This is a genomic window from Neorhizobium alkalisoli (assembly GCF_007829835.1).
In the GTDB taxonomy this organism is placed as follows: Bacteria; Pseudomonadota; Alphaproteobacteria; order Rhizobiales; family Rhizobiaceae; genus Neorhizobium.
In genome coordinates, this window is sequence record NZ_VIWP01000004.1 from 602,840 (window position 1) to 628,395 (window position 25,556).

Annotated in this window: 23 protein-coding genes; 18 read left to right on the top strand and 5 right to left on the bottom strand. The window is 59.1% G+C overall.

Going from position 1 to position 25,556, the window contains the following annotated elements; all coding sequences use genetic code 11:
• Window positions 1–19: 19 nt before the first annotated feature.
• From rfbC to FHW37_RS18805, 4 genes are all read right to left on the bottom strand, one after another.
• The gene (rfbC, locus tag FHW37_RS18790) at window positions 20–580 is read right to left on the bottom strand and encodes a dTDP-4-dehydrorhamnose 3,5-epimerase (protein ID WP_145639115.1); all 561 of its coding nucleotides are present in this window, start codon (window positions 578–580) and stop codon (window positions 20–22) included.
• A complete protein-coding gene (gene rfbG / locus FHW37_RS18795; protein WP_145639117.1) occupies window positions 577–1,644 on the bottom strand; it encodes a CDP-glucose 4,6-dehydratase in 1,068 nt (355 codons plus the stop codon). Before rfbG ends, rfbC begins: the two co-directional genes overlap by 4 nt.
• Window positions 1,641–2,414 carry a glucose-1-phosphate cytidylyltransferase gene (rfbF, locus tag FHW37_RS18800; protein ID WP_145639119.1) on the bottom strand — a complete coding sequence of 258 codons (774 nt, stop codon included), beginning with the start codon at window positions 2,412–2,414 and terminating at the stop codon, window positions 1,641–1,643. The genes rfbG and rfbF overlap by 4 nt, the downstream gene beginning before the upstream one ends.
• A gap of 124 nt (window positions 2,415–2,538) precedes the next feature.
• Window positions 2,539–3,786 (bottom strand): glycosyltransferase family 2 protein, encoded by a 1,248-nt coding sequence (locus FHW37_RS18805; protein WP_145639121.1) that lies wholly within the window; start codon window positions 3,784–3,786, stop codon window positions 2,539–2,541.
• A 379-nt stretch (window positions 3,787–4,165) separates the two neighbouring features.
• On the opposite strand from FHW37_RS18805, the gene fliP reads away from it, so the two are divergent.
• On the top strand, window positions 4,166–4,903 hold the full coding sequence (fliP, locus tag FHW37_RS18810; RefSeq protein WP_145639123.1) for a flagellar type III secretion system pore protein FliP: 738 nt from the start codon (window positions 4,166–4,168) through the stop codon (window positions 4,901–4,903).
• A gap of 73 nt (window positions 4,904–4,976) precedes the next feature.
• On the opposite strand, the gene FHW37_RS18815 is transcribed toward fliP, so the two are convergent.
• Window positions 4,977–6,923 (bottom strand): glycosyl transferase, encoded by a 1,947-nt coding sequence (locus FHW37_RS18815; RefSeq protein ID WP_145639125.1) that lies wholly within the window; start codon window positions 6,921–6,923, stop codon window positions 4,977–4,979.
• 326 nt (window positions 6,924–7,249) lie between these two features.
• Here FHW37_RS18815 and FHW37_RS34505 point away from each other — a divergent pair, with 326 nt between their 5' ends.
• From FHW37_RS34505 to fliQ, 17 genes are all read left to right on the top strand, one after another.
• On the top strand, window positions 7,250–8,524 hold the full coding sequence (locus tag FHW37_RS34505) for a flagellin (protein WP_145639127.1): 1,275 nt from the start codon (window positions 7,250–7,252) through the stop codon (window positions 8,522–8,524).
• Between the two features lie 254 nt (window positions 8,525–8,778).
• Window positions 8,779–10,050 carry a flagellin gene (locus FHW37_RS18825; protein WP_145639129.1) on the top strand — a complete coding sequence of 424 codons (1,272 nt, stop codon included), beginning with the start codon at window positions 8,779–8,781 and terminating at the stop codon, window positions 10,048–10,050.
• A 364-nt stretch (window positions 10,051–10,414) separates the two neighbouring features.
• Entirely contained in the window at window positions 10,415–11,686 is a 1,272-nt protein-coding gene (locus tag FHW37_RS18830; protein ID WP_145639131.1) for a flagellin, read from the top strand.
• A gap of 361 nt (window positions 11,687–12,047) precedes the next feature.
• Complete coding sequence (locus FHW37_RS18835; RefSeq protein WP_145639133.1) at window positions 12,048–13,322, top strand: flagellin; 1,275 nt, start codon at window positions 12,048–12,050, stop codon at window positions 13,320–13,322.
• 265 nt (window positions 13,323–13,587) lie between these two features.
• Window positions 13,588–14,229, top strand: a complete 642-nt coding sequence (locus FHW37_RS18840) for a hypothetical protein (protein WP_145639135.1) — start codon at window positions 13,588–13,590, stop codon at window positions 14,227–14,229.
• Entirely contained in the window at window positions 14,226–15,503 is a 1,278-nt protein-coding gene (locus FHW37_RS18845; protein WP_145639137.1) for a MotB family protein, read from the top strand. The genes FHW37_RS18840 and FHW37_RS18845 overlap by 4 nt, the downstream gene beginning before the upstream one ends.
• Window positions 15,500–16,789: a chemotaxis protein MotC gene (gene motC / locus FHW37_RS18850; RefSeq protein WP_145639139.1), complete on the top strand. Its 1,290-nt coding sequence runs from the start codon at window positions 15,500–15,502 to the stop codon at window positions 16,787–16,789. Before FHW37_RS18845 ends, motC begins: the two co-directional genes overlap by 4 nt.
• Entirely contained in the window at window positions 16,786–18,300 is a 1,515-nt protein-coding gene (locus FHW37_RS34140; protein ID WP_246690821.1) for a flagellar hook-length control protein FliK, read from the top strand. Before motC ends, FHW37_RS34140 begins: the two co-directional genes overlap by 4 nt.
• The gene (locus FHW37_RS18860) at window positions 18,230–18,934 is read left to right on the top strand and encodes a transglycosylase SLT domain-containing protein (protein WP_432442871.1); all 705 of its coding nucleotides are present in this window, start codon (window positions 18,230–18,232) and stop codon (window positions 18,932–18,934) included. The genes FHW37_RS34140 and FHW37_RS18860 overlap by 71 nt, the downstream gene beginning before the upstream one ends.
• A 282-nt stretch (window positions 18,935–19,216) precedes the next feature.
• Window positions 19,217–19,888 carry a transcriptional activator Rem gene (rem, locus tag FHW37_RS18865; protein ID WP_145639141.1) on the top strand — a complete coding sequence of 224 codons (672 nt, stop codon included), beginning with the start codon at window positions 19,217–19,219 and terminating at the stop codon, window positions 19,886–19,888.
• A gap of 104 nt (window positions 19,889–19,992) precedes the next feature.
• Window positions 19,993–21,273, top strand: coding sequence for a flagellar hook protein FlgE (locus FHW37_RS18870; RefSeq protein ID WP_145639143.1), 1,281 nt, complete (start codon window positions 19,993–19,995; stop codon window positions 21,271–21,273).
• A 34-nt stretch (window positions 21,274–21,307) separates the two neighbouring features.
• Window positions 21,308–22,837 carry a flagellar hook-associated protein FlgK gene (gene flgK, locus FHW37_RS18875; RefSeq protein ID WP_145639145.1) on the top strand — a complete coding sequence of 510 codons (1,530 nt, stop codon included), beginning with the start codon at window positions 21,308–21,310 and terminating at the stop codon, window positions 22,835–22,837.
• A gap of 2 nt (window positions 22,838–22,839) precedes the next feature.
• Window positions 22,840–23,937, top strand: coding sequence for a flagellar hook-associated family protein (locus tag FHW37_RS18880; RefSeq protein ID WP_145639147.1), 1,098 nt, complete (start codon window positions 22,840–22,842; stop codon window positions 23,935–23,937).
• 38 nt (window positions 23,938–23,975) lie between these two features.
• Window positions 23,976–24,323: a flagellar biosynthesis regulator FlaF gene (gene flaF, locus FHW37_RS18885; protein ID WP_145639149.1), complete on the top strand. Its 348-nt coding sequence runs from the start codon at window positions 23,976–23,978 to the stop codon at window positions 24,321–24,323.
• Window positions 24,320–24,769, top strand: coding sequence for a flagellar biosynthesis repressor FlbT (gene flbT, locus FHW37_RS18890; protein WP_145639151.1), 450 nt, complete (start codon window positions 24,320–24,322; stop codon window positions 24,767–24,769). Before flaF ends, flbT begins: the two co-directional genes overlap by 4 nt.
• Window positions 24,760–25,221 (top strand): flagellar hook assembly protein FlgD, encoded by a 462-nt coding sequence (gene flgD / locus FHW37_RS18895; protein WP_145639153.1) that lies wholly within the window; start codon window positions 24,760–24,762, stop codon window positions 25,219–25,221. Before flbT ends, flgD begins: the two co-directional genes overlap by 10 nt.
• A 35-nt stretch (window positions 25,222–25,256) precedes the next feature.
• Window positions 25,257–25,523: a flagellar biosynthesis protein FliQ gene (fliQ, locus tag FHW37_RS18900; protein ID WP_145639155.1), complete on the top strand. Its 267-nt coding sequence runs from the start codon at window positions 25,257–25,259 to the stop codon at window positions 25,521–25,523.
• Window positions 25,524–25,556: the final 33 nt, after the last annotated feature.

The window sequence follows — 25,556 nt, forward strand, 5'->3', positions numbered from 1 at the left end:
GCCGGCTTTTTGGAAAGGATCACAGCCTGATCCCTTCGAATGCTTGGCTGAGGGCAGGGTGGTTGCTGTCGCGCTCGGAAATGTCGGCGATCTCCAGCGGCCATGTAATGCCGACCATCGGATCGAGCGCGCCAATGCCACCCTCTGCGTCCGGCGCATAAGGGTGCGAGGTCATGTAGAGCACTTCGCAATCGTCGCTCAGCGTCTGGAACCCATGCGCAAACCCTTCCGGGATCAGCAGCGAGCGGCGGTTCTCGGCCGAAAGCTCTTCTCCGTGCCATTGCAGGAAGGTCGGCGATCCGGCCCGCAGGTCGACTGCGACGTCGAAGATGCGGCCCCTGATGCAATTGACCAGCTTCATCTCGGCATGCGGTGCATACTGGAAATGCATGCCGCGCAAGCTGCCGGTCCGGCTCGTGCGGTTGAGATTGATCTGGGCGATCGGCTTCACCCAGCCTGCTTCGGCCAGGTCTTCGGCACAAAATACCCGCGAAAAGAAACCGCGCGAATCGCCGATATTCTTGCGCTCGATCCGCTTCAGGCCGGAGAGGGAAAGGTCGGTAATTTCAAATCGGCTCATTGCATCTTCTCGAATTCATTGATGTCGGTTTCGCACAGCGTGCGGGCGTCGGCGCCTTCGGCGAGAGCGCGATACCAAAGCATGGTGCGGGAAACGGCCTCCTCCAGTGGCCAGCGCGGCGCAATGCCGAGGAGTTGCCGTGCCTTGGCGGTTTCCAGAGCCAGCCAGTTCGCCTCGTGCGGGCCGCTCGTTCCATCGCCATATTCGACCTCGCCGCGACCATAGGCGGTCCGGGCGATCTCGATCACGTCACGCACGCAAGCGGCTTCATGGCTCGCCGGCCCGAAATTGAAGGACTCGGCCAGTGAGGGATCGTGCCAGAGCCGTTCGGCCAATACGAGATAGGCCGAAAGCGGCTCCAGCACATGCTGCCACGGGCGCTTGGCCTCGGGCCGCCGCACTTCAAGCACGGAGCCGGGCTGCCAGGCGCGCACTGCATCCGGCAGAAGCCGGTCGGCGGACCAGTCGCCGCCGCCGATGACATTGCCGGCACGGGCGCTGGCGACGGCCTTGCCCGCCGCGCGCAGATAGCTGTCGCGATAGCTGGCGATCACCAGCTCCGCCGCCGCCTTGCTGGCGCTGTATGGATCGTGGCCACCGAGATGGTCGGTCTCGCGGTAAGGGAAGATATGCTCGAGATTGCGATAGACCTTGTCGGTGGTGATCGCCACCACGACACGGGTCGAAGCGACATGCCTGATGGCATCGAGAATATTGGCGGTGCCCTGGACATTGGTCGCGAATGTGCCGAGCGGGTCCTGATAGCTTGGGCGAACCAGCGCCTGCGCAGCCAGATGCAGCACGATTTCCGGATCTGCGGCATCGATCAGTTGCCGCATCGTGTCGGCATCACGAATGTCCTGAAAATGGCTCGCGGCAAGCTTTGGCCGCGTCAGCGAAAACAGGCTGGGATCGGTGGAAGGGGCAAGCGATATGCCGGTCACCTCGGCGCCGAGCTTTTCGAGCCAGAGGGAAAGCCAGCTGCCCTTGAACCCCGTATGCCCCGTCAAAAGCACACGCTTGCCGGCCCAGAAACGGGCGGAAGGCCGTGCTGACGGCATCATGACCAGATCTTCCACGGCGCCTTGCCGGAGGCCCAAAGATCCTCGAGCATGTTCTTTTCGCGCAGCGTGTCCATCGGTTGCCAGAACCCCTGGTGCTCGAAGGCCATCATCTCGCCGTTCGAGGCAAGGTCCATCATCGGCGCCGATTCCCAGGGGGTCGCGTCTCCCTCGATGAAGTCGAGGCACTTTGGCGAGAGAACGAAGAAACCACCATTGATCATGCCGCCGTCGCCGCGCGGCTTTTCGGTAAAGCCGGTAACGGCTTCGCCATCCCTCTGCAGAGCACCGTAACGGCCCGGGGGATGTACGGCGGTCACGGTCGAAAGCTTGCCGTGGCCCTGATGGTATTTGACGAGTTCGGTAATATTGACGTCGGAGAGGCCGTCACCATAGGTGAAGCAGAAGCAGTCTTCGTTGCGCAGATAGTCACCGACCCGCAGCAGACGGCCGCCGGTCATCGTCGCCTCGCCGGTATCGACCAGCGTTACCTTCCATGGCTCGGCATTGCGGCGATGCACCTGCATTTCGTTATAGGCCATGTCGAAGGTGATATCCGACATGTGCAGGAAGTAGTTGGCGAAATATTCCTTGATCACATAGCCCTTGTAGCCGCAGCAGATGATGAACTCGTTCACGCCATGGGCGGAATAGAGTTTCATGATGTGCCACAGGATCGGGCGACCGCCGATTTCGATCATCGGCTTCGGCTTCAGATGGGTCTCTTCCGAGATCCTCGTGCCAAGCCCACCGGCGAGAATAACAGCCTTCACTTCATTGCTCCCTATAGGGCGTTCCCTTATCGGGCTTTCCTTGTCCGGCGGCCGCGGTTCTGGCCGATATGTCCCACCGGGTTTCCATGAGAGCCGCCGAATGCCGGATCCGGCGGCGCCGTCATCACAGGACGATCGTCTTGATCAGATCGTCCTGGCTGAACACGAGGTTCGGCATGTAGCCGAGCGACAGGAAGTGGTCGCGCTGGTCGGCGCGGGAAACCAGAACGGCCGAATGTTCGATGATCTCGTCGGTATGGTCGGTCGGCTCGCCCGTCGTCGTCACTTTTTCGGGGAAACGGACCTTGGCGAGACGCTCCCTGATCGTCCAGGGATCGGTAAAGCCAGAAATGATCAGGCGGTTGACACCTGCAGAGGCATGTAGCTGGCCAGCCAGGGTCTCGAGCGCGGCTGCAAGCGGCAGGCCATCGCGGATTGCCGCCAGCTGCTTGTGACCGCCCATGCCGCCGAATTCCATGCGGCAGTAGAGCTCGTAACATTTCAGGAATTCGCGCTGCGCGACGAGAAGCCGGATCGCGACGGCCATGCGCTCCATGGTGAAGGTCTTGCAGAGATGTTCCTGGGTTGCCCGGTCGTTCTCGCTCGTGCCGACCTTGCCGCGCTTGGCACCGAAATAGAGGAAATATTCGAGACCGCCGCGATACTGGTCCCAGCCGGTCATCGCGATCTCGTGGCCGCCCTGTGCGCGGTCGCGCTCGACGGCCGAACGGATGACCTGACGATAGAAGGGCGTCTTGCGGAAGGCGACATCACCCTCGTCGAGGAAATGCGCCAGCATGGTGAAGGGGAAGAAGCAGATTTCGCGCGGAACCCAAGCGGCCCGCAGCGCCGAACCGCGATAGATCGCGACCTCGGGGAAGACATGGCCGCGGAACATGAAATTGAAGACATCCGCAAAGCTCTGCTTCGGGAATATCGTATCCTGCTCGATACGATAGAACGGGGTGCCATCCTGTTCCTCGACGGCGTCATAGATGAACCACGGTGCGTGGCAGACGGTGACGTTCTGGTTGGCGTCGAGGAAATGGACGATATTGGCCACTTCCTCGGGAATCAGGCGGTCGTCATCGGCAAGATAGGTCAGATATTCGCCGCGCCCGAGACGGAAGGCGCTGTTCATGTTGGGGATCATCCCGACATTCTTCTGCGAGCGGAAATAGCGGATCGGTGCACCCTGCGCGAGGAATTCCTGCACGACGTCATAAGTGTCGTCGGTCGATGCGTTGTCGGAGACCACGATTTCGTAGGGAAAGTCGAAATTGAATTCCCGCAGGCACCGCGACAGGCAGTCGTGCAGGTGACGCGCACGATTATAGGTGGGGATGCAAACGCTGAGCTTAACGGAGTTCAATGGCATGTCCTCGATCGATGGTCTTTCGGGCCACGCGCGGCGACGACCCCGGATGGTGCAGAGAATGGGATGTGGCGAAACGTGGCGGCGTGAGCGCGTCTTTTCCGACCGATCCTGGAAGATCGTCAGCAGTCATCGATGCCGTCACTGATTCGAGTGGACCCCCTTCGCCACACAATGAATGATCCTCCAACGATTAGACGCCGAGACTTGTGCAAGGCTGTACCGTCTTTCCGCGCGAGCTGCGGCACGCCTGACGCACGCTGGAGGCGAGGGGATGCATCTTCCTGTTCACGACTGCGACCTCGGTCCGTTAGGCGGTTGACCTTGCCTTGGGACGATGGGATTTCAGATAGGTGTTCAGGATCCGTGTGCTCGTATGATTCGGCTGATTTCCATCATTGTCGCCCTGCTGGCAGTGCCCGGGCTTGCACTGGCCCAGCAGTCGCCGGCCGACCTGCTCAATCTGCCGGTCGATGGCTCGGCAGCCGCATGGATCATCCGCACCTTCGGCCTTTTGACGGTCCTTTCGGTCGCGCCGGGCATTCTGGTCATGGTGACCAGCTTTCCGCGTTTCCTGATCGCGTTTTCGATCCTGCGGTCGGGCATGGGCATCGCGTCCTCGCCGTCCAACATGGTGCTGATCTCGATGGCGCTGTTCATGACCTTCTACGTCATGTCGCCGACCTTCGATCGTGCCTGGAATGACGGTGTTCAGCCGCTGCTGCAGAACCAGATCCAGGAGGCGGAAGCGGTACAGCGGATTGCCGAGCCTTTCCGCACCTTCATGTCGGCCAATACGCGCGACAAGGATCTGGCGCTCTTCGTCGAGATCGCCCGCGAGCGCAACCAGTCGGTCGGTACGGCTGATCGGGTCGATTACCGCGTTCTCGTCCCGGCCTTCATGCTGTCTGAAATCCGGCGCGGTTTCGAAATCGGCTTCCTGATCATCCTGCCCTTCCTCGTCATCGACATGATCGTCGCGGCGATTACCATGGCGATGGGTATGATGATGCTGCCGCCGACCTCCATTTCGCTGCCGTTCAAGATCCTGTTCTTCGTCCTGATCGACGGCTGGAATCTTCTGGTCGGAAGCCTGATTCGCTCGTTCAACTGAGCAATTCTGCAAGTCTCTGCCTGCAAGATGGTTCTGCGGATGGTTCGGCACCACCCGCAGAAGGTTTGTCGTCTTATTCGGCCGTCTTGAACGGCGCGGTGCGCGGCGGCAGGGCCGGCACGTCGAAGTGATCCGGGGCGATGCCTGCCTTTGCACGATCGACCATCATGCCGTAAGCCGTTTCTAGGTGGCGGCAGAAACGTTCCGAATCGAACAGCGGATGCGTGAACCGGTTCTCTTCGAGACGGCCGCGAATTTCCTTCAGTTCCTGATGGTGATTGTAGAAGTGCACGGCGCGGGCGACGTAATCGTCCGTGGTCTCGCAGACCATTTCGGGCAGGCCGACGGCATTCAACAGGCTTTCACTGACGCGCGAGGCGAAGTTCTTCCCCTTGTAGGTCAACATCGGCACGCCGCACCACAGCTTTTCCGAGGTCGTCGTATGGCCGTTATAGGGATAGGTGTCGAGACCGAGATCGGTCAGCGCGATACGGTCCAGATAGGCGGCGTAATCGGCAACACGGCTGCCGAACAGGATACGATCGCCCGAAATGCCGGCATCGAGGAATGCCTTGCGGACATTCGCGCGCGCACCCAGCTGGTCACGGCAGATGAGGAAAAGATAGCTTTCCGGCGTCTGGTTGAGGATACGGATCCACAGGTCGACCGTCTGTTTCGTATATTTCCAGTTGCTGTGGAAGCAGGAGAAGATGAACGCGTCGTCGGGAATGCCGCAGACACGGCGTGGGACCGGCTTCGGCAGGGGGCGATGGATCGCATCGTTCGGAAAGAACGTCTCCGGCATCCAGCAGAGCTTTTCGTAATAGTTCGGGCTCGACGTTTCCGGCACCACGGTGCGGTCACAGATCAGGTAGTCGATATCGGTGTTGACGACCGTGCCGGGATAACCGAGCCAGGTCGCGTGAACCGGCGCCGTCAGATGGTTCATGACCGAGACGCGGGTATCGGCGGTATGGCCCTGAAGATCGATGAGAACGTCGATATTGGCAGCCTTGATCAGCTCGGCCACCTCTTCGTCGGACTTGCCGCGGATACGGACAATATTCCCCCAGGCCTCGCGGTAGGCGCTGTTATGGTCCTTGAGGTTCGTATCGGTCGCATTGCAGAACAGCGTGATTTCGAACTTGCTGCGATCATGCGCTTCGAGCACGCCGCGGAAAGCCTTCATCACGGCATGGTCCGTCCAGAGGTCGGCGGATATATAGCCGAGCCTGATCTTGTCGCTCCAGCGATGAGGCTTGTTGCGGCGCTTTGCCCTCCAGGCATCCGGAACAGGCTTGCCACGACCGGCGCCGGCAATGGCATTGATCTTTTCGTCGTCGCACCAGCGGATATTGTAGAGCGAGATTTCCTCAAGCACTGATTCGTAATTGCCTCTCGCGATTTCCTCGCGGACGATCGGCTCGTATTTCTCGATCTCGGCGTAATCGTTCACATCGCGCTGGATCGTCAGATAGGCGGTGCGAATCAGCTTGTCCTCGGGATTGTCCTTGAAGACGTCGATGATCAGCTGGTTTTCTTCCGGTGTCCGCTGCGCGATCTTGACCGAGCGGACTGCAAACCGCCGGTGCTCCGGATTGGTGCTGGCAGCAAGAGTTTTGCGGAAGGCCTCTACGCCGGACATTTCCTGGCGGGTAAGGGCACCAGCCATGAGGATCGCCATTTCGGGATCAGCGATCGCATCCTGCAGCACCCTGCCGCCGACACGCAGCAGGGAAATGTCGTCATTGTTGGAAAAATGAAGCCGCATTGCTTCGCGAAGATATTTGATTCGGTGCGGAGAGGCCTGCTCTCCGGCGAGCTGGAAGGCCTGCGCGGCTTCGCCCTTCATCTTCAGCTTCACCAGCGTCGCCCCGAGAAGGGCGTAGTGCCGCGGATCCTTGTTGACGTCGATCAGCTTGTTCAGAACGGTCAGAACGTCGTGGTACTTGCCCTTGTCGAAGTCTTTTTGAGCCGAAAGGTACTCTTTCTGCATCGCCGCCTGTCTCACGTCTGCCACTCCAATCGTCCAAAATCAGCGCATCGCGCGCCCGGCCATGGGGCCTGCTTGAGGCATCGTGTCAGGTGAAGCTTGCATGAGGCAGTCTTAGAGGCTTCTGAATTTCGTTAACCGGATATTAACTATAGCCCCGATTGCGACTGCTTCGCGCCCCCGATTTAAAGAACTTGGCAAGGATTGGCTGCGAGATTTCAATCCACACGACGGGTTTGGTATCTCTTCTGCGGAAGGCACCGAGTTGGCATGATGCCGGACCGCAGTGACCGGTAAACTATTCCAGCCCGGTATGTCCCCCCAAAGTATTTCGTTCAAAGGGACAAGCAACTATGGCTAGCAGCATTCTCACCAACGTGTCCGCAATGGCGGCACTCCAGACGCTTCGCTCTATCGGCTCCGACATGGAGACGACGCAGGACCGGATCTCGACCGGCGAGCGCGTAAGCTCTGCTTCTGACAACGCCGCCTACTGGTCGATCGCGACCACCATGAAGTCGGACAACGCCGCCCTTTCGTCTGTCCAGGACGCCATGGGCCTCGGTGCTGCCAAGGTCGACACTGCCTACACCGGCATGGAATCGGCTATCGACGTCGTCCAGGAAATCAAGAACAAGCTCGTAACCGCTTCTGAAAGCGCTGCCGACAAGGGCAAGATCCAGGAAGAAATCTCGCAGCTGCAGGACCAGCTGAAGACGATCGCTTCTTCGGCTTCCTTCTCGGGCGAAAACTGGCTCCAGACCGATATCGGTGGTCAGACGAACGCCGACACCGGCGTCATCGAAGCCGGTGATGCACTGGACAAGCAGGTTGTCGGCTCCTTCACCCGCGACGCCCAGGGCAACGTTGCCGTCAAGACGATCAGCGTCAAGCTCGACTCGTCCAACGTTCTGTTCGACCTTTCCGGCGGCAACGGCGGTCTGCTCGATGCAAACGCCCTGCAGGGTTACGTCAAGGTTCAGGACACCAACGGCGACGATCGTTACGCCAAGGTCAATGACACCGATTTCGCTGCGACCGACTCTGTCTGGAAGGACATCGGCGGCGGCATCTACATGAAGGGCGACACGTCCGGCAACTTCACCACCGGTGAAAGCGGCACGTACCTGATGAAGGTCGGCGGCGGTTACGTCGATGCGGAATTCGGCGATACTTCGGGCTATTCGGTTGCTACCGCTTCGCTCGTCGCAACGACCGGCGAAACGATCACCTACACCAAGGGTGTATCGGTCTCCACGCTCGACATCACCAAGCTCGACGACTACCGCGACAAGGACGCCGACGAATATCTCGGCATCGGTGAAGGCACCAATGTCAGCGACAACGACCTGATCGCTCAGCTGACCTCCTTCGTCGACACCCAGCTGGAATCGATGACCAGCGCCGCAGCGAAGCTCGGTGCAACGTCCAGCCGCATCTCGATGCAGGAAGACTTCGTCTCCAAGCTGTCAGACTCGCTCGATAAGGGTGTGGGCCGACTGGTAGACGCCGACATGAACGAGGAATCGACGAAGCTCAAGGCCCTGCAGACCCAGCAGCAGCTGGCGATCCAGTCGCTCTCGATCGCTAACTCGGACTCGCAGAACATCCTGTCGCTCTTCCGCTAATAGCATAGGGTTTCGGGCGCGGAGGCTGACCGCGCCAGAGACTTCGAAAAGGGGCCGCATCCGGTTTCGGATGCGGCCCTTTGTTTTTTCTGAACGGCTTCAAAGTTCATTAACTATATTGCGGTTACCTAGTCCCATCGAAACGTCGGGTTAACCAGAAAAATTAATTGGTTAGCAAGCATGATGCTGCGCGCCGTTCCCGGTGGAATCCGGAATGTCCCTTTTCGTAATCAGCCACTCAAGGGGCACCTATCATGACTAGCATTCTTACCAACATCGCAGCTATGTCTGCTCTCCAGACGCTGCGTTCGATCGGCTCGGATATGGAAGAGACGCAGAACCGCGTTTCGTCCGGCCAGCGCGTTTCGACTGCTTCTGACAACGCTGCCTACTGGTCGATTGCGACCACCATGCGTTCCGACAATGGCGCCCTCTCGGCAGTCCAGGACGCTCTCGGCCTCGGCGCTGCAAAGGTCGACACCGCATACTCCGCTTTCGAATCGGCTATCGACGTCGTTCAGGAAGTTAAGAACAAGCTCGTTGCCGCTTCTGAGCCGGGCGTTGACAAGTCCAAGGTTCAGGAAGAAATCACGCAGCTGCAGCAGCAGCTCCGCAGCATTGCTTCGTCTGCATCCTTCTCGGGCGAAAACTGGCTCCAGGCCGATATCGGCGGTCAGACGAACGCCGACACCGGCGTCATCGAAGCCGGTTCTGCCCTGAACAAGCAGGTCGTCGGTTCCTTCACCCGCGACGCCCAGGGCAACGTTGCCATCCAGACCGTCAACATCAAGCTCGACTCGTCCAACGTTCTGTTCGACCTTTCGGGTGGTGACTCCGGTATCCTCGACAGCAACATGGTCAAGGGTTATGCCGTTGTTCAGGACACCAATGGCGACGACCGCTACGCAAAGGTCAACGACACCGACTTCGCTGCGACGGATTCCGTCTGGAAGGACCTCGGCGGCGGCATCTACATGAAGGGCGATACTGCCGGTAACTACACGAGCGGCGCAGACGGCACCTACCTGATGAAGGTTGGCGGCTCCTACGTGAACGCTGAATTCGGCGATACCGCTGGTTACTTCGTCAAGACCGATGACATGATCGCCACCACGGGCGAGCAGATCGAATACACGAAGGGCGTATCGGTTTCCGAACTCGACATCACCAAGCTCGACGACTACCGCGACGTCGACTCCGATCTCTACCTCGGTATCGGCGAAGGCACCAACGTCAGCGACGAAGACCTGATGAGCCAGCTCGTTTCCTTCGTGGACGGCCAGCTGGAAGCAATGACCAGCGCCGCTGCAAAGCTCGGTGCGACTTCGAGCCGCATCACGATGCAGAGCGACTTCGTCTCCAAGCTGTCCGACTCGATCGACAGCGGTGTTGGCCGCCTGGTCGACGCGGAAATGAACGAAGAATCGACCAAGCTGAAGGCCCTGCAGACGCAGCAGTCCTTGGCAATCCAGTCGCTCTCGATCGCCAACTCCGACTCGCAGAACATCCTGTCGCTCTTCCGTTAATCGGCAGACGCAGTTTCAAATTAACAAAAACAGGCCGCGCTCTTCGGAGCGCGGCTTTTTTTATTTTCGCAGAATTTTTGCCCCTGTAGGGAGGACTCACGCAGACACTTCTTCTAAGTGACTGATTTAAATAGGTTAATGAATTTCTGAAATTTACTCCACTCCGCGCCAAAAGAGCGATTTTTATTAACCTGAGTAAAATTCGGTTTAACCTTTGTTAACCATTCCTCCCTTAACTGGAGTCATCGAAACGATGGGTTAACCAAGACGAAAAAGAGGTTAACTGGCATTACGCCGAGCTGTCGTTCTCCGGTGCACCCGGAATGTCCCTTTTCAATCTAGCCAATTCAAGGGGCACACTAATATGACCAGCATTCTTACCAATATCGCCGCCATGTCCGCTCTCCAGACGCTGCGCACCATCGGCTCTGATCTGGAAAAGACCCAGGATCGCGTATCGTCCGGCCTGCGCGTCGGCACTGCATCCGACAATGCCGCCTACTGGTCGATCGCGACCACCATGCGTTCCGACAATGGTGCGCTGTCTGCCGTCCAGGACGCTCTCGGCCTCGGCGCTGCAAAGGTCGACACCGCCTATTCCGCGATGGAATCGGTCGTCGATATCGTTACCGAAGTGAAGAGCAAGCTTGTTGCCGCATCCGAAGCCGGCGTCGACAAGTCGAAGATCCAGGAAGAAATCGCACAGCTGCAGCAGCAGCTCCGCAGCGTTGCTTCCTCCGCCTCGTTCTCGGGTGAGAACTGGCTGCAGGCCGATATCGGCGGTCACACGAAGGCCGACACCGGTCTTATCGAGGCCGGCGCTCCGGTCAACAAGCAGGTCGTCGCTTCCTTTACCCGTGACAGCAAGGGCAATGTTGCGGTTCAGACCATCAACGTCAAACTCGACCAGTCCACCGTTCTCTTCGACCTTTCCGGCGGTGACGCTGGTCTGCTCGATACAAAGATGCTGAAGGGTGTTCGCGAAGTCACCGACACCAACGGCGCCGATCGTCTCGCCCATATCAACACCACGGCGATGAGCGATACGACCGCCGTCTGGAAGGATATCGGCGGCGACGTATGGATGAAGGGCGACACGACGGGCGTGTTCCCGACCGATGCATCCGCAGAATATCTGATCAAGGTCGGTGGTGCCTTCGTCGATGCCGTCTACGATACGGCTGCCGGTTATCACTTCGATCCGGACCAGCTCATGGCGTCGGACGGTAGCGATCTGGTCACCTATGCAGCGGGTGTCTCGGTTTCCGAACTGGATATCACCAAGCTCGACGACTATCGCGACGAGACTTCGCAGAACTATCTCGGCATGGGTACCGATGTCGACGACGCCCGGATCATGGACGCTCTGATCTCCTTCGTTGATGGCCAGCTCGAAGCTGTGACCAGCGCAACGGCGAAACTCGGCTCCATCTCGATGCGTATCTCGATGCAGGAAGACTTCGCCTCCAAGCTCACCGACTCGATCGACAAGGGCGTGGGCAGGCTGGTCGATGCCGACATGAACGAGGAATCGACGAGGCTCAAGGCCCTGCAGACCCAGCAGTCCCTGGCGATCCAGTCGCTCTCCATCGCCAACACCAGCTCTGAGAATATTCTGTCGCTCTTCCGTCAGTAAGCGGCGCTCTTGGCTAGGGCGGTTTCGTCCCGCTCCTGACACGACAAGAATATTCCGGAAAGAAAACCGCGTCTCGCAAGAGGCGCGGTTTTTCGTTTGTCCCTGTTTTCAAGGCTTCCACACGCCACGCCGTCCGTGACCTCGGGGCTTGCGCGAAGCCTGCAGCGCCGTCTCGGCTGCCCGCTAATCGCGCTTTAGCATCTTGCAAAACCCCGCTGCCGTTTGCTAACTGTCTTAACGATTTGTTAACGAACGACAGGTCGGCCCGCGATTACGCGTTTGGTCGACACGCATGATGCGACTCGTCGTTCCCCGGTTAAGTTCCGGATTATCTTAAGAAATTTCCGACGAGGCATGGCCGATGACCAGCATCTTGACCAATACAGCCGCTATGGCTGCGTTGCAGACCCTGCGCACGATTGACCGCGATATGGAAACGACGCAGAAGCGCGTTTCCTCCGGCCTGCGGGTCGAGACCGCAGCTGACAACGCGGCCTATTGGTCGATCGCGACGACAATGCGCTCGGACAACAGCGCATTGTCGACCGTGCAGGATGCTCTCGGTCTCGGTGCCGCAAAGGTCGATACCGCCTATACCGCGCTCGAAAGCGCGATCGATACGGTTACCGAGATCAAGTCGAAGATCGTTGCCGCCTATGGCGTCGGTGCCAACCGCGAAAAGATCCAGGAAGAAATCACCCAGCTGCAGGAACAGCTGAAGAGCATTTCCGAATCGGCGACCTTCTCGGGCGAGAACTGGCTGCAGGATTACATCAGCGACGGCGCGACCGCGGCTTCGGAACAGCCGGTCACCAAGCAGATCGTCGCCTCCTTCACCCGCAGCGCGAACGGCGAAGTGGCGGTCAAGACGGTCGATTACACGCTTTCGTCGAAGACTGTGCTTTACGATCTCGCCGGCGGCAACAAGGGCATCCTTGATTCGCACGCTTCGTTCATCGCCGAAAACGAGACGAGCGTGGCGATCACGAGCTCCGACGGTACGACCAGCAGCACCACGGATTACGCTGTACAGTTTTACACGTCCGATGAGCTTCAGGCGGAGGGTGCGGATACCAACACGGACGACCGGATCTACGATTCAGGCACCGGGGTCTATATGAAGATCGATGACGGTACCTGGGTCAAGGTGACGACGACCGACCCGGGCCCGGACACGACGACGCCGGCTTATAATGACGGTACCGACGACTATTATATTGATACCAGTGCCGGCTCGACGCTCGAAGACCGCAAGATGAGCATGTCCGTCTCGACGCTGGACATCACGGATCTCGACAGCGTTGCCGATCAGATGAACGCTCTTGTTCCGGGTTCCGCAACGGATGACGCCGATGTTCTCGACATGCTCGAGCGCTTCGTCGATAAGCAGCTGCTGGCCATGACCAGCGCGGCCTCCAGTCTCGGCTCCATTCAGAGCCGTATCGATCTTCAGGAAAACTTCGTCGCTTCGCTGACGGACGTGATCGACAAGGGTGTCGGCCGTCTGGTCGATGCAGACATGAACGAGGAATCGACAAGGCTCAAGGCGCTGCAGACGCAGCAGCAGCTCGGCATCCAGTCGCTCTCGATTGCCAATACCAACGCGCAGAATATCCTTCAGCTCTTCCAGAACTAATTGGCGAAAAGGGCGTCCATCGGTCAGCGTCCCGCTTCATCGCGGGACATTTCCGATGCCTCGTTTCCCGCAGAAGTCCCCCATCTTCATCCTCGCGCAAGTTTGATTGCCTACCTTTTCGGGCGATCCTGGGCAAATCTCGGTTCCGGGCGAACGGCAAACAAAATCGGAATGATGCGATGACTGCAGCGTCGAAATCCAGCTTTATCGTCAGGCCCATGACGGGTTATGGCGTCAGAGCCGTGGCAAATGGAGAACATTTGTCATGAGTGCCTCGCTTGCCCGCTATCTGAAGGATTTCAGCGCGCCTCCGCCGCCGGTTCCGGTCATGGAAGATCCTTTCGCCGATTTCGAGCCGGATCTTCCGGTCATGCCCGAAATTCCCGAAGAGCCGCCGATCGACCTCGAGGCCGAGCGGGCCGAAGCCTATGCGAAGGGGCAGGCAGAGGCGACGCGCGAGATGCAGGCGCAGTGGGACTCCGACAAGGTCGCCATGCAGGTCGCGCATGAGGAAGAGCTCAACGCCCTGCGCAAGAAATTCGAAGTCGATCTGGCAAAGACCCTTGCCGGTCGCATCCAGCACCTTGGCTCCGCGACGGCGACTGCCATCAGCGAACAGACGGCCAAGGTCCTGACCCCCATTCTGGAAGAGGCGGTCGTCACCAATGCCGTCTCCGAACTGGCAACACTCGTCAACGCAGCCGTCACCGAGGGTGAGGTCAGCACGATCACCGTGCGTGGTCCCGCCCATCTCTTCAAGAAGCTGAAGGCGACGATGGGCAGCGAGGGGCCGGTCATAAAACATGTCGAGTCTGCCGATATCGACGTCGCCGTCGATATTGCCGACGCGACACTGGTAACGCGTCTGTCCGCCTGGGCGGCAAGCCTTAGGAAGGTGATGGAATGAGCGAGGGCGAAAACCACCACCACGGCAAGAACGAGATCATCGTTGTCAAACGCCACGGCGGTAAACATGCCGATGGCGGTCATGGCGGTGCCTGGAAGATCGCATTCGCCGACTTCATGACCGCGCTCATGGCCTTCTTTCTCGTCATGTGGCTGGTCAATGCCGCCAACGAGGAAACCAAGGCCTCGATGGCGAGCTATTTCAATCCGATCAAGCTTTCCGACGAGACACCGGCCCAGAAGGGTCTGAAAAAGCCTGTCGATCAGGCCGAGGGCGAGGAAAAGGGCGAGACGTCCAAGGTCAAGGGCGACGGTACCGTTCCGGGCTCGGCCGCCGCGACGGGCGAGGATCAGACCTCGACCTCCGGCGATCAGCAGAACTATTCGGAAGCCGATTTCTTCGAAAATCCGTATTCGGTACTCGCCGAGATCGCGCAGGAAGTTGGCCAGCAGGCCAATGTCAGCGCCAAGGGCGAGGGCGGTGCGGCCAATTCCGGCCCGGCCACCGGTGCCGATGGCGGCCAAGCCTATCGCGATCCGTTCGATCCCGATTTCTGGACGAAGCAGATTGAAGTGAACCGCGCCGACGGCTCCTCGCAGGTCGCAAAGACCGATCCTGCACAGAACCCGCTGGAAGAAGTCGCAAAGCCGGCAACCGGCAAGGCGCCGAACCAGACACCGGATGCAACGCAGATTGCGATGGCAGTGCCGATGCCGCGGCCGGATCCGACCCAGCTCGACAAGGCACAGGACAAGTCCCAGGATAAAACCCAGGACAAGACGCAGGATAAGACACAGGACGCCGCAAACCAGAAATCCGCCGACGCGCTCAAGGAAGAGTTGGACAAGCAGATTTCCGGCGTTGCCGGCAAGCTGGCCGAAGGCCTGGTCGTGACGCCTGCCGAAGGTGGCCTGCTGATCACCATTTCCGACAATACGGCGGATCCGATGTTCAATCTCGGCTCGGCCGTACCGCGCCGCGACATGGTTCTTGCCATGGAAAAGGTCGGCCGCGTGCTGAAGGAAAAGGGCGGTGATGTCCTGATCCGCGGCCATACGGACGGTCGTCAGTTCAAGGGCACCGAAAACGACAACTGGCGCCTGTCCATGCAGCGCGCGCACAGCGCCTATTACATGCTGGTCAATGGCGGCCTCGATGAGAAGCGGGTCAAGCAGGTCTCCGGCTTTGCCGACCGTCGTCTCCAGGTTCCGGCCGACCCGATGGCACCCGCCAACCGGCGTATCGAAATCCTGCTTCAGGCGGATAAGGGATGACGGTGAAACGTTGGAGTGCTCCAATCCTTCTGGCAGCCAGCGCCCTGTGCGGCGCGGCTTTCGCATGGCCTGTCCATGCGCAGCAGAAACAGGATCTGGCGCCCTACAATATGTTGAGGTCGCTGCAGTTCGTGCAGGACAGCGTCGTGCTCGGCGATCATTCTGCCGGCGAAATGCAGCGCTTCATGCTCGGCACGCTCGACGAGCGGCTGCGCACGGCGCCGGCCGCCGTTTTCGAGGATCCACGCAATGTCGATGCCGCGCTGATCTATGCGATGAGCGGCGGCAATCCGACGACGCTGGAATTCCTGGCCTCGCGTGACATTGCCGGCAATTTCGACAACCGCGTCACGGATGCGCTGCGCAAATACCTGAGCGGCAAGGGCTCGCTGATCGCCAAGAGCCTCGCGGACATGGCGGAGGAATACAAGGACCGTAAGCTCGGCCCTTATCTCGCACTGGTCACCGGCAATGTCACCGTTCCCAGGGATCCGAAGGGCGCGCTTGCCTATTATGACTGGGCTCGCCTGACGGCGCCGGGAACGATCATCGAGGAGGCGGCCCTGCGCCGCTCGGTTGCGATCACCGTCGATGCCGGCATGGTCGACAAGGCGCTCAACTATTCGCGCCAGTATGCGCGCCGTTTCGAACATTCGCCCTATGCCAGCCAGTTCGTCGATTTCTTCGTGCAGCTCGTGGTCGGGCATTTCGGCGAGGTGAAGGAAGAGGATATCGACAACAGCGTCGAGTTCTTCGACGTCGATCGCCGGCGCGAGGTCTTCCTGCGCATTGCCCGCGCAGCCACGATCGGCGGCAAGACGGAGCTTGCAAGGCTTGCCTCCGCCAAGGCCGAGGCCCTGGGCGGCGATGCGGCAAGGCAGCCGGAAACGCTGGCGCGCCTTTATGGCGGCGTCGCGACTGTGCCGACAAAGAATACAGGCGAGGCAATGCAGGCTCTTTCGGCGATCCCGGACGAAATCCTTTCGCCACGCGACAGAGCCCTGCGCGAAGCTGCAAAAGTAATTGCAGAACAGGTGGTTACCAAGCCCACCGCCGAAAGCCTCGCGCAAGAGAAGCTTGCAAACATTACGAATGCAAATGACGCGAATCTCCCAATCGCGCAGCAGCCCGGACATGAGGTCGGCGGGTCCAAACCAGCAGCGGAAGGCTTGTCGGCCGCAACCGCTGCGCCAGTCGATGCGGCGTTCCAGACTTTCGTCGATAACGGTCGTTCCAAATTGACTGCCATCGATGACCTGTTGAATGAGGAGAAAGCGTCCAAATGATGAACAATATTCTTGGCCAGTCAGGTGCAACGGACGCTGTGACGCCTTCGAAAACGGGGCTTGCCGGCCGCAAGGGTGCGGATGACGGCGGCAGCGGTTTCTCGGATGCGCTGTCTGAAATCAACCGCGACGGCAAGCGTGGCGCCGATGACGATCAGCAGGCCTCGCTCTCCGACGACAGCCTGGCCGACGATGTTGCTACGCCGGCGAAAGCCAAGCCGATTATCGACATCTCCAAGCACAACATCCGCAAGCCGGTTGCATCGGTCGAGCAGGATGCCGCTGCCATTGCAGGCGCTGCCGACGAGAAGGCCACAAAGGCTGCAGCTTCCGAAGCCTCCGACAGACAGCTGACGGCTTCCGAAAAGAAGCTCAAGGATGCGCTGGCCGCCGCAAAGGCGATCACCGAAAAGCTCGACATTCTGCATGGCCAGAAGACTGCTGCCTCCGGCGCCCAGAAAGCGGTGAAGACCGCGGGCGACGTTGATGCCGGCGATCTGGACGATCTTGATGAACTGGATATCGATGCGCTGATCGCCAAGGACAGCGATGCCGGCCAATTGTCCGACGTCCTGTCTCTTCTCAGCGCGCAGGGCGCCAAGCCCGCCGTTGATGCAGGGCATGTTCAGGGCAAGCAGTCCGCACAGGCGGGCAAGCGTGGCCAGGGAGGCGTTGAAGGCACTGCTTCCGCCACGTCTCGCGCCGCGGATCTGGACATGAAGCACGTCGATTCCAAGGTTGCTGGCCTTGGTGGCGATACGGCCGAAGAGACGTCGACCGAGCCGGCATCCGGCGATCGCCTGTTCCGCTTCTCGAACGACAAGACGCGTGGCCAGAGCATGGACATGACCGTCGGCGGCAGCAATGGCGATCGAAGGGCAGAGTTCAAGGCGTCCGGAAACGGTTCGGCGGAAAACATCACGGTTCTCGATTCCCGTCGCTTCATCGGCCTTGCACCGAATTCCAATTCCGCAGCTTTGACCTCGGCTCTTTCGGGAGACAAGGAATGGTCTGCAGCCATGCAGCCGAGCTCGCAGCTGTCGAACGCTGCGGCGCAAAGCAGCACCGGTTCGGTGGTCAATACGCTCAAGCTGCAGATGAACCCGCATGACCTCGGCTCCGTGACGGCGACACTGCGCCTGCATGGCGATGAACTCAACGTTCACCTGACCGTCGAGACCCGCGCCGCCTATCGCCAGCTCAGCGACGATTCCGGCGGCATTCTCGACGCTCTGCGCTCGCAGGGCTTCGCTGTCGATCAGGTGACGATCAGCGTAGCCTCCACGTCCAGCTCTGACACCGGCTCGGGTTCAACCCTGCAGAACGGTCAGGGCGGCGGCCAGCCGGCCTCGAGTGACGAACGGCAGGGCAATGCCGCAGGCCGCGGGCAGGGCCAGTCTGCCGCAGGCCGTGAAGGGAACGAAGCGACAGGAAATGGCAATGACGTGGCATCGGGCAACGAAGCGAATTCCGCTGCTGGCGGCACTCGCTCTGGTCAGCTTTACCTCTGACGTCTATCCGGCCTCGTTGTTCTCCGCAGGCGCCTGGGGTAATCCGCAGGCGCCGGTCGCGAACGGTGCATCGAAGGCCCCGGCAAGTCTCCAGACACGACGTATCGAACTGGGCTCCGCCAAGCAGGGGGCTCCGGCCGATTCCGGTCTCTGCGAGCGCGAAATCCAGGCTGCCGCAGCCAAGTTCAGCATCCCCGAAGGCATCCTTTATTCGGTCGGTCTCACCGAGACCGGCCGCAAGGGCAGCCTCAGCCCCTGGGCAATGAATGTCGAGGGCAAGGCCTATTTCCCTGCTTCCATGCCGGACGCCATGGCGATGTTCGACACGGCGAAGAGGCAGGGAGCAAAGCTCATCGACCTCGGTTGCATGCAGATCAACCACTACTTCCACGGCGAAAATTTCGCCTCGCCACAGCAGATGTTCGATCCGAAAAGCAACGTGGAATACGCAGCAAAGTTTCTGAGCAATCTCCACGAGCGCCATGAAACCTGGACCATGGCGGTAGCGCGCTACCATGCGGGACCGAATAACAACCCCGCGCAGAAGCAATATGTCTGCCGTGTCATCTCGAATCTGGTCGCCACGGGCTATGGCCAGTGGACCCCGACAGCCTCAAGATTCTGCCAGGCTTGACGCCACCATAAGTAGTGATACGTATAATAAGAATCGCATGATTGCACCGTGGCGCGGTCGTGGCGAAAAATAGGCAGTGCAAGCACTCATTCGTGAGGTGTTAACTTTTCCACTGCAAACTTGTGTCACGCTGCACTGCACCCACTACATCTAGTGCAAATCGCGCCCCAAAGGTTAATCAACTATTAATTTGTTTGGTTAACTTCCCGCACCTTGTTCGAGATTCCCCCGATTCGTATCCATAGCACATCGAGGTGCCACAAGTGATTCGGAGGCGGACGAATGATCGTAGTGGTTGATGAGCGTGAGCTCGTGAAAGACGGATATACTTCTCTTTTTGGTCGTGAAGGCATCCCTTCCCAGGGATTTGACCCGAGAGAATTCAGCGAATGGGTCAACACGGCAGCCGATTCTGATATCGCTGCAGTCGAGGCTTTTCTGATCGGCCAGGGCGAACGTTCGCTCGAACTGCCCCGGGCAATCCGGGACCGGTCCATGGCCCCGGTGATCGCAGTCAGCGATCAGCCTTCTCTCGAGGCGACACTCGCATTTTTCGACAGCGGCGTCGACGATGTCGTACGCAAGCCGGTTCATCCCCGCGAGATCCTCGCACGGGCTGCGGCGATCCGCCGGCGTCTGAAGGCGATTTCCAACTTTACCGACATCGGCGCGATCCGGGTATTCTCCGATGGTCGTGATCCCGAGATCGAAGGTGAAGTATTCGCCCTGCCGCGCCGCGAGCGTCGCATCCTCGAATACTTGGTCGCAAACCGCGGCCGTCGTGTTTCCAAGACTCAGATCTTCAATGCGATCTACGGCATCTTCGACGAGGAAGTCGAAGAGAACGTTGTCGAAAGCCATATCAGCAAGCTGCGCAAGAAACTGCGCAAGCGTCTTGGCTTCGATCCCGTCGATTCCAAGCGTTTCCTTGGCTACTGCATCGACTGGAACTGATTTTAGTAGGGCCTTGCTGCCGAATTTTACTCGGCAAGTAACTCAGACAGCTTCACGCAAGGCCCACCTCATATTCTTGTTTTCATCCAAAACGGAGATTTCTTATGAGCATTTTCGGTTCGATGAAGACGGCGGTCTCGGGTATGAACGCCCAGTCTAACCGTCTCAGCACCGTCGGCGACAACATCGCCAACTCGAGCACGGTCGGCTACAAGCGCGCCTCGACTTCGTTTTCCTCGATGGTTCTGCCTTCGACGGCCGGCAGCTATTCTTCCGGCGGCGTGCAGACCAACGTACGCTACAGCATCTCCGAACAGGGTGGCCTGTCCTACACGACGTCCTCCACCGACCTCGCCATTCAGGGCGGCGGCTTCTTCATCGTCAGCGACAGCTCCGGCACGCCGTATCTGAGCCGCGCCGGCAGCTTCGTTCCGAACGATTCCGGCGAACTGGTCAACTCGGCCGGTTATACGCTGATGGGCTATTCCTACGACACCGGTACGCCGGCTGCCGTCGTCAACGGCTTTGACGGTCTCGAGCCGGTCAACGTCAAGAAGGCAAGCCTGGTTTCGTCGCCCACGACCACCGGTACTTTCCCGGTCAACCTGAATGCCGACGCTGATCCGATCGATCCGACCGACGCAGCTGGTGTCTCCAACTCTGCGACCACGCAGTACACCGACAAGAGCTCGCTCGTCGCTTACGACAGCCTGGGCCGCAAGGTTCTGTACGATTTCTACTACACGAAGACCGCCGACAACGAATGGCAGGTCGCCGTGTATCGCCAGGACCAGGCTACCGCCGGCACCGGCTTCCCGTATGCAACGGTTCCGACCGACAATACCTTCACGCTGAACTTCGACGACACGACGGGTGCTCTGACCACCGATCCTGCTGTCATCTCGTTCACCGATACGCTTTCGCCGCCGACCGGCACTGGCCAGACGATCTCGATCGACTTTGCCGGCACCACCCAGAAGGCCTTCGCCTTCACCCCGGGCAATGCCACCGTCGACGGCAGCGCGCCGAGCGCGATCGACAGCGTCAGCATCGACAATTCGGGTGTTGTCTACGCCGTTTACGCGGATGGCCAGAAGGAGCCGCTTTACCGGATCCCGCTCGCAACCGTGCAGAGCCCGGACAACCTGACGCCGCTGAACGGCAACGTCTACGCCCAGGGCAACGACTCCGGCATCATCACCACCGGCTTCCCGGGCAGCGGCAATTTCGGTTCGATCTATTCCGGCGCACTGGAAAACTCGAACGTCGATATCGCCAGCGAACTGACCGAGATGATCGAGGCTCAGCGTATCTACACAGCCAACTCCAAGGTCTTCCAGACCGGCTCCGATTTGATGGACGTTCTCATCAACTTGAAGAGATAACCGCGAGAATTAATCTCCAAAAGGTTAGTACAAGATGTCGCTTGCTTCTGCATTGTCCTCGGCTCAGTCGATCTTCACCAATACCGGCACGCAATCGTCGGTAACGTCGAAGAACATCGCCAACGCCCAGAACCCCGACTACGTCCGCCGTTCGGCGGTCGTCGTCACCGGAGGCAACGGCGCCATGATCGGCGACACGGTGCGTTCAGCCAATCAGCCGCTGCTGCGGCAGACGCTGGAGAGCACTGCATCGTCCAGTGGTCAGCGTACGCTTCTGAACGGCCTTGAGGAGATCAAGAGCCTGATGGGCGGCAACGATTACGAATCGTCGCCGGCCACGCTTCTTGCTGCCTTCCGCAACAATCTGGATGCCTATTCGTCCAAGGCGAATGACAACGGTCTGGCCCTGGCGGTCGTTTCTAGCGCCCAGGACGTAGTGACCTCGCTCAACTCGGCGTCCAATCAGTTGCAGTCGATCCGCAAGCGCGCGGATGACAGCATTCAGGAAAATGTCAGCGATCTCAACACGCTGCTTTCCAAGTTCCAGGACGCCAACGATCAGGTCAAGAACCTGACGGCGACCGGCGGTGACCCGAACGACGCGCTCGACACGCGTGACAGCCTGCTGAAGCAGATCTCCGAAATCGTCGGCGTTTCGTCCTATACACGCACCAATAACGACATGGTTCTCTACACTTCGGATGGCACGATGCTGTTCGAAGGCGTCGCCCGCAAGGTGACGTTCCAGCCGACTTCGAGCTATGACGCGAGCACCGTCGGCAACGCGGTCTATATCGATGGCGTCCAGCTCAAGGCCGGCACGAATGGCGACACGAGCGCCAAGGGTTCGCTTGCCTCCTATCTGCAGCTGCGCGACGATATCGCTCCGACTTTCCAGGGCCAGCTTGACGAAATCGCGCGCGGCCTGATCACCTCCTTCGCGGAAACCGATCCGAACGATCCGGCTACGCTGGATCCAGCACCGGGCCTGTTCACCTGGACCGATGGCGGCGTGCAGCAGACAACGGTTCCGGACGGCGTCGAATTTGTCGATAACGACGGCGACGGCGTGGACGAAACTCCGGTTTCGGGTTCGGCGACTGTTGCCGGTCTTGCTTCGCGCATCAAGGTCAATCCGGCAGTCGTGCCGCCGGCCGGCAGCACCGATCTGATCCGCGATGGCGGCATCAACGGCACCGATTATGTCGTCAATACCGATGGCGGCAGCAGCTACAGCGATCTGCTCGACAAGTACAATCAGGCGCTTGAGGATCCGATGGCATTCGATCCCAGCACCCAGATCGCCGACTCGTCGAACCTCATGTCCCTGGCATCGAACTCGGTCGGCTGGCTCGAACAGCTTCGCAGCTCCGCCACCACCGCTGACGAAACCAAATATGCCATGCTGACGCGCAGCGTAGAAGCCTATTCCAGCGAAACCGGTGTCAGCCTCGACGAGGAACTGTCCCTGCTTCTGGATATCGAACAGTCCTACAAGGCAGGAGCCAAGCTCATGTCGACGGTGGACGAAATGATGAAAGCCCTGATGGACATCGCGAGCTGATCATGAAGACCTCATTCATCTCCTCCATGTCGGTCCAGACCACGATGCGCAACTCGATTGCGAGTGCGCAGCGCGATCTCGTCGATGCCAATACCGAAGCCGTCAGCGGTCGTTATGCGGATATCGGCGCCCAGCTCGGCGCCAGCACATCGCGCGCTCTGGATCTCACCCGGGACATTTCGCGCATCGACAGCCTTTACAGCACGGCAGCACTCGCGACCCAGCGGCTGGACAGCGCCGAACTTTCGCTCTCCAATATCAACGATCTCACGACCGAGATGCAGAATGCCATTCTGACGCTCGGCGGCACTTCGGACGAGACGAGCCTTTCGACGGCGCGCACGACGATGAGCTCCGCGCTCGATGCATTTACCGGATTTGTGAACACCGCCGTTAACGGGGAATACATCTTTTCGGGCATCAATACCGATGTGAAGCCGATGAACGACCTTCTGTCGGACGATTCCAAGGCGAAGAAGGCTTTCGACGACGAGCTGAACTGGTATATTGCCGACAAGGGCATTGGTTCGAAGGAAGCAATGACGGCCGATGACATGACTGACTTCCTGGCTGACATGGAAGAGAAGTTCAACGGCACGAAGCTCATGGAAGCGCCCGAGAACGTCGATGATAACGGCGATCCCGTCGATTTCTGGTCGACTTACGTCTCGAACGCGACCGACGAAAACATGAAGAGCCGCATCAGCCCGACTGAAGTGGTGGACACGTCGACCAATGCCAACAGCAAGGGCATGCGCTATTTTGCATTGTCCGCCATGGTCGCGACCACCTTCATGCAGACCGGCATGAGCAATGAAGCCCGCGGTGTCGTTGCCGAACAGACGCGCAGCTACATCAGCCAGGCTTCAAGCGGCATAAACCAGCAGCGGACGACGATTGGTGTTGCCACCGAACGCGTATCCAAGGCTGAGGAAAGCTTGCAGGCGCAAAAAGATATTCTGACGACTCACTTGGGCAGTCTTGAGAATGTCGACGCGGCCGAGGCCGCCACGCGTGTCAACACGCTACAGACGCTTCTTGAAACTGCCTACTCGGTGACGGCGAAGATACAGAACCTGAGTTTGGTTAACTACCTTTGATGACAAAGGGTAGTCGAATGAAAATGAAGGATACATGAATGTACCAGTTTTCATATGCCGAGATCATGGAGGATGGCGTCGCAGACGCCAAGGAACGTGAACGGCAGGCGCTTGATCGATCGATCGAGCTGCTCGTCGCGGCGCAGAGAGAAGCGAATTACTCTCGCGTTACGATCGAAGCACTTTTTTACACCCGGCGCGTCTGGATCAGGTTCATTGAGGACCTGAAGCAGCCGGACAATGAACTGGCCATGGAACTGCGGGCTGACCTTATCTCGATCGCGATCTGGATTCTGAAAGAATGCGAGAAGATCAGGAAACGTGAAGCAGCCAATTTCCAGGGCATCATCGACGTGACCACCATCATCAGGGATGGACTTAAATGAAAAGTACGCTTCGTATCTCTCTGAAATCCGGCGAGCGGATCTTCATCAATGGCGCGGTTCTGCGCGTTGATCGCAAGGTCGCCCTGGAATTCCTCAACGACGTCACGTTCCTCTTGGAAAATCACGTATTGCAGCCGGAAGACGCGACCACGCCTCTCCGCCAGCTCTATTTCATCGCCCAGATGATGCTGATCAACCCCGAGGGCAAGGAACAGTCGATGACGCTGTTCCGCAAGTCGGTCGCCATGCTTCTGACCTGCTTCCAGGACGAGGAAGTCCTGGCCGAACTGAAGCGGGTCGACGGCATGGTTGCCTCCGGACGCGCCTTTGACGCGCTCAAGGCAATCCGCGGCCTCTACACGATTGAAGACCGGATCCTCAACAACCACGAAATCACGCCGGCTACGGTCGAGCAGATTCGCAAGGAGATCGCCCCATGGCGGTAGACGCAATCAACTCCGCGACCAACCCCTATGCGTCCGGCAGCAGCACCACGTCGACTGCCGACTCCTCGGCAGCATCGCTGAACTACGACAACTTCATCCAGCTCTTGATCGCGCAGATGAAGAACCAGGATCCGACCGATCCGATGGATGCTACCGAACAGGTTTCGCAGCTCGCCACCTTCTCGCAGGTCGAGCAATCGGTTAAGATGAATACGAATCTGTCGTCGCTGATTCAGGCAAATTCGTTCTCCCAGGCATCGGACATGGTCGGCAAGACGATCACCAGCGCCGATGACAAGGTTACCGGCGTCGTGAAGGAAGTTGAAGTTTACACCGATGGTCTGGTCGCCATCACCCAGGCGGGTGACAAGGTCCTGATCCAGCCGGGTATCATCATCTCCAACGGGACGTCGTCGAGCGATACGAGCACTGACAGCGACAGCAGCAGCTGATCGTTAGAAGACGCAAATGCACTGGAGTGGCCGCAATGAATGAGGCCGATGCCCTTGATATTCTGAGGGCCGCAATCTGGACTATTCTCATGGCCTGTGGTCCGGCCGTCATGGTTGCCATGGTGGTCGGTCTTGCAATCGCGCTGATCCAGGCGCTGACGCAGATCCAGGAGATGACGCTGACCTTCGTCCCGAAGATCGTTGCGATCATGGTGACGGTGGCCGTGACCGCCCCCTTTATCGGCGGCCAGATCAACCTCTTCGCCAATCTGGTGTTTTCCCGCGTACAATCCGGCTTCTAGGGCGCTTTTTCGAAGGCGCCCTTCGCCTTTACC

What these genes read in the sequence shown, in the direction of transcription:
- flgK (WP_145639145.1), top strand. Translation starts at nt 21,308, where the DNA reads ATGTCGCTTGCTTCTGCATTGTCCTCGGCTCAGTCGATCTTCACCAAT.
- rfbC (WP_145639115.1), bottom strand. Translation starts at nt 580, where the DNA reads ATGAGCCGATTTGAAATTACCGACCTTTCCCTCTCCGGCCTGAAGCGG.
- flaF (WP_145639149.1), top strand. Translation starts at nt 23,976, where the DNA reads ATGTACCAGTTTTCATATGCCGAGATCATGGAGGATGGCGTCGCAGAC.
- flgD (WP_145639153.1), top strand. Translation starts at nt 24,760, where the DNA reads ATGGCGGTAGACGCAATCAACTCCGCGACCAACCCCTATGCGTCCGGC.
- FHW37_RS18860 (WP_432442871.1), top strand. Translation starts at nt 18,230, where the DNA reads ATGACGTGGCATCGGGCAACGAAGCGAATTCCGCTGCTGGCGGCACTC.
- flbT (WP_145639151.1), top strand. Translation starts at nt 24,320, where the DNA reads ATGAAAAGTACGCTTCGTATCTCTCTGAAATCCGGCGAGCGGATCTTC.
- FHW37_RS18825 (WP_145639129.1), top strand. Translation starts at nt 8,779, where the DNA reads ATGACTAGCATTCTTACCAACATCGCAGCTATGTCTGCTCTCCAGACG.
- motC (WP_145639139.1), top strand. Translation starts at nt 15,500, where the DNA reads ATGACGGTGAAACGTTGGAGTGCTCCAATCCTTCTGGCAGCCAGCGCC.
- rfbG (WP_145639117.1), bottom strand. Translation starts at nt 1,644, where the DNA reads ATGATGCCGTCAGCACGGCCTTCCGCCCGTTTCTGGGCCGGCAAGCGT.
- FHW37_RS18880 (WP_145639147.1), top strand. Translation starts at nt 22,840, where the DNA reads ATGAAGACCTCATTCATCTCCTCCATGTCGGTCCAGACCACGATGCGC.
- FHW37_RS18840 (WP_145639135.1), top strand. Translation starts at nt 13,588, where the DNA reads ATGAGTGCCTCGCTTGCCCGCTATCTGAAGGATTTCAGCGCGCCTCCG.
- fliP (WP_145639123.1), top strand. Translation starts at nt 4,166, where the DNA reads ATGATTCGGCTGATTTCCATCATTGTCGCCCTGCTGGCAGTGCCCGGG.
- rem (WP_145639141.1), top strand. Translation starts at nt 19,217, where the DNA reads ATGATCGTAGTGGTTGATGAGCGTGAGCTCGTGAAAGACGGATATACT.
- FHW37_RS18870 (WP_145639143.1), top strand. Translation starts at nt 19,993, where the DNA reads ATGAGCATTTTCGGTTCGATGAAGACGGCGGTCTCGGGTATGAACGCC.
- FHW37_RS34505 (WP_145639127.1), top strand. Translation starts at nt 7,250, where the DNA reads ATGGCTAGCAGCATTCTCACCAACGTGTCCGCAATGGCGGCACTCCAG.
- FHW37_RS18845 (WP_145639137.1), top strand. Translation starts at nt 14,226, where the DNA reads ATGAGCGAGGGCGAAAACCACCACCACGGCAAGAACGAGATCATCGTT.
- fliQ (WP_145639155.1), top strand. Translation starts at nt 25,257, where the DNA reads ATGAATGAGGCCGATGCCCTTGATATTCTGAGGGCCGCAATCTGGACT.
- FHW37_RS34140 (WP_246690821.1), top strand. Translation starts at nt 16,786, where the DNA reads ATGATGAACAATATTCTTGGCCAGTCAGGTGCAACGGACGCTGTGACG.
- FHW37_RS18835 (WP_145639133.1), top strand. Translation starts at nt 12,048, where the DNA reads ATGACCAGCATCTTGACCAATACAGCCGCTATGGCTGCGTTGCAGACC.
- FHW37_RS18830 (WP_145639131.1), top strand. Translation starts at nt 10,415, where the DNA reads ATGACCAGCATTCTTACCAATATCGCCGCCATGTCCGCTCTCCAGACG.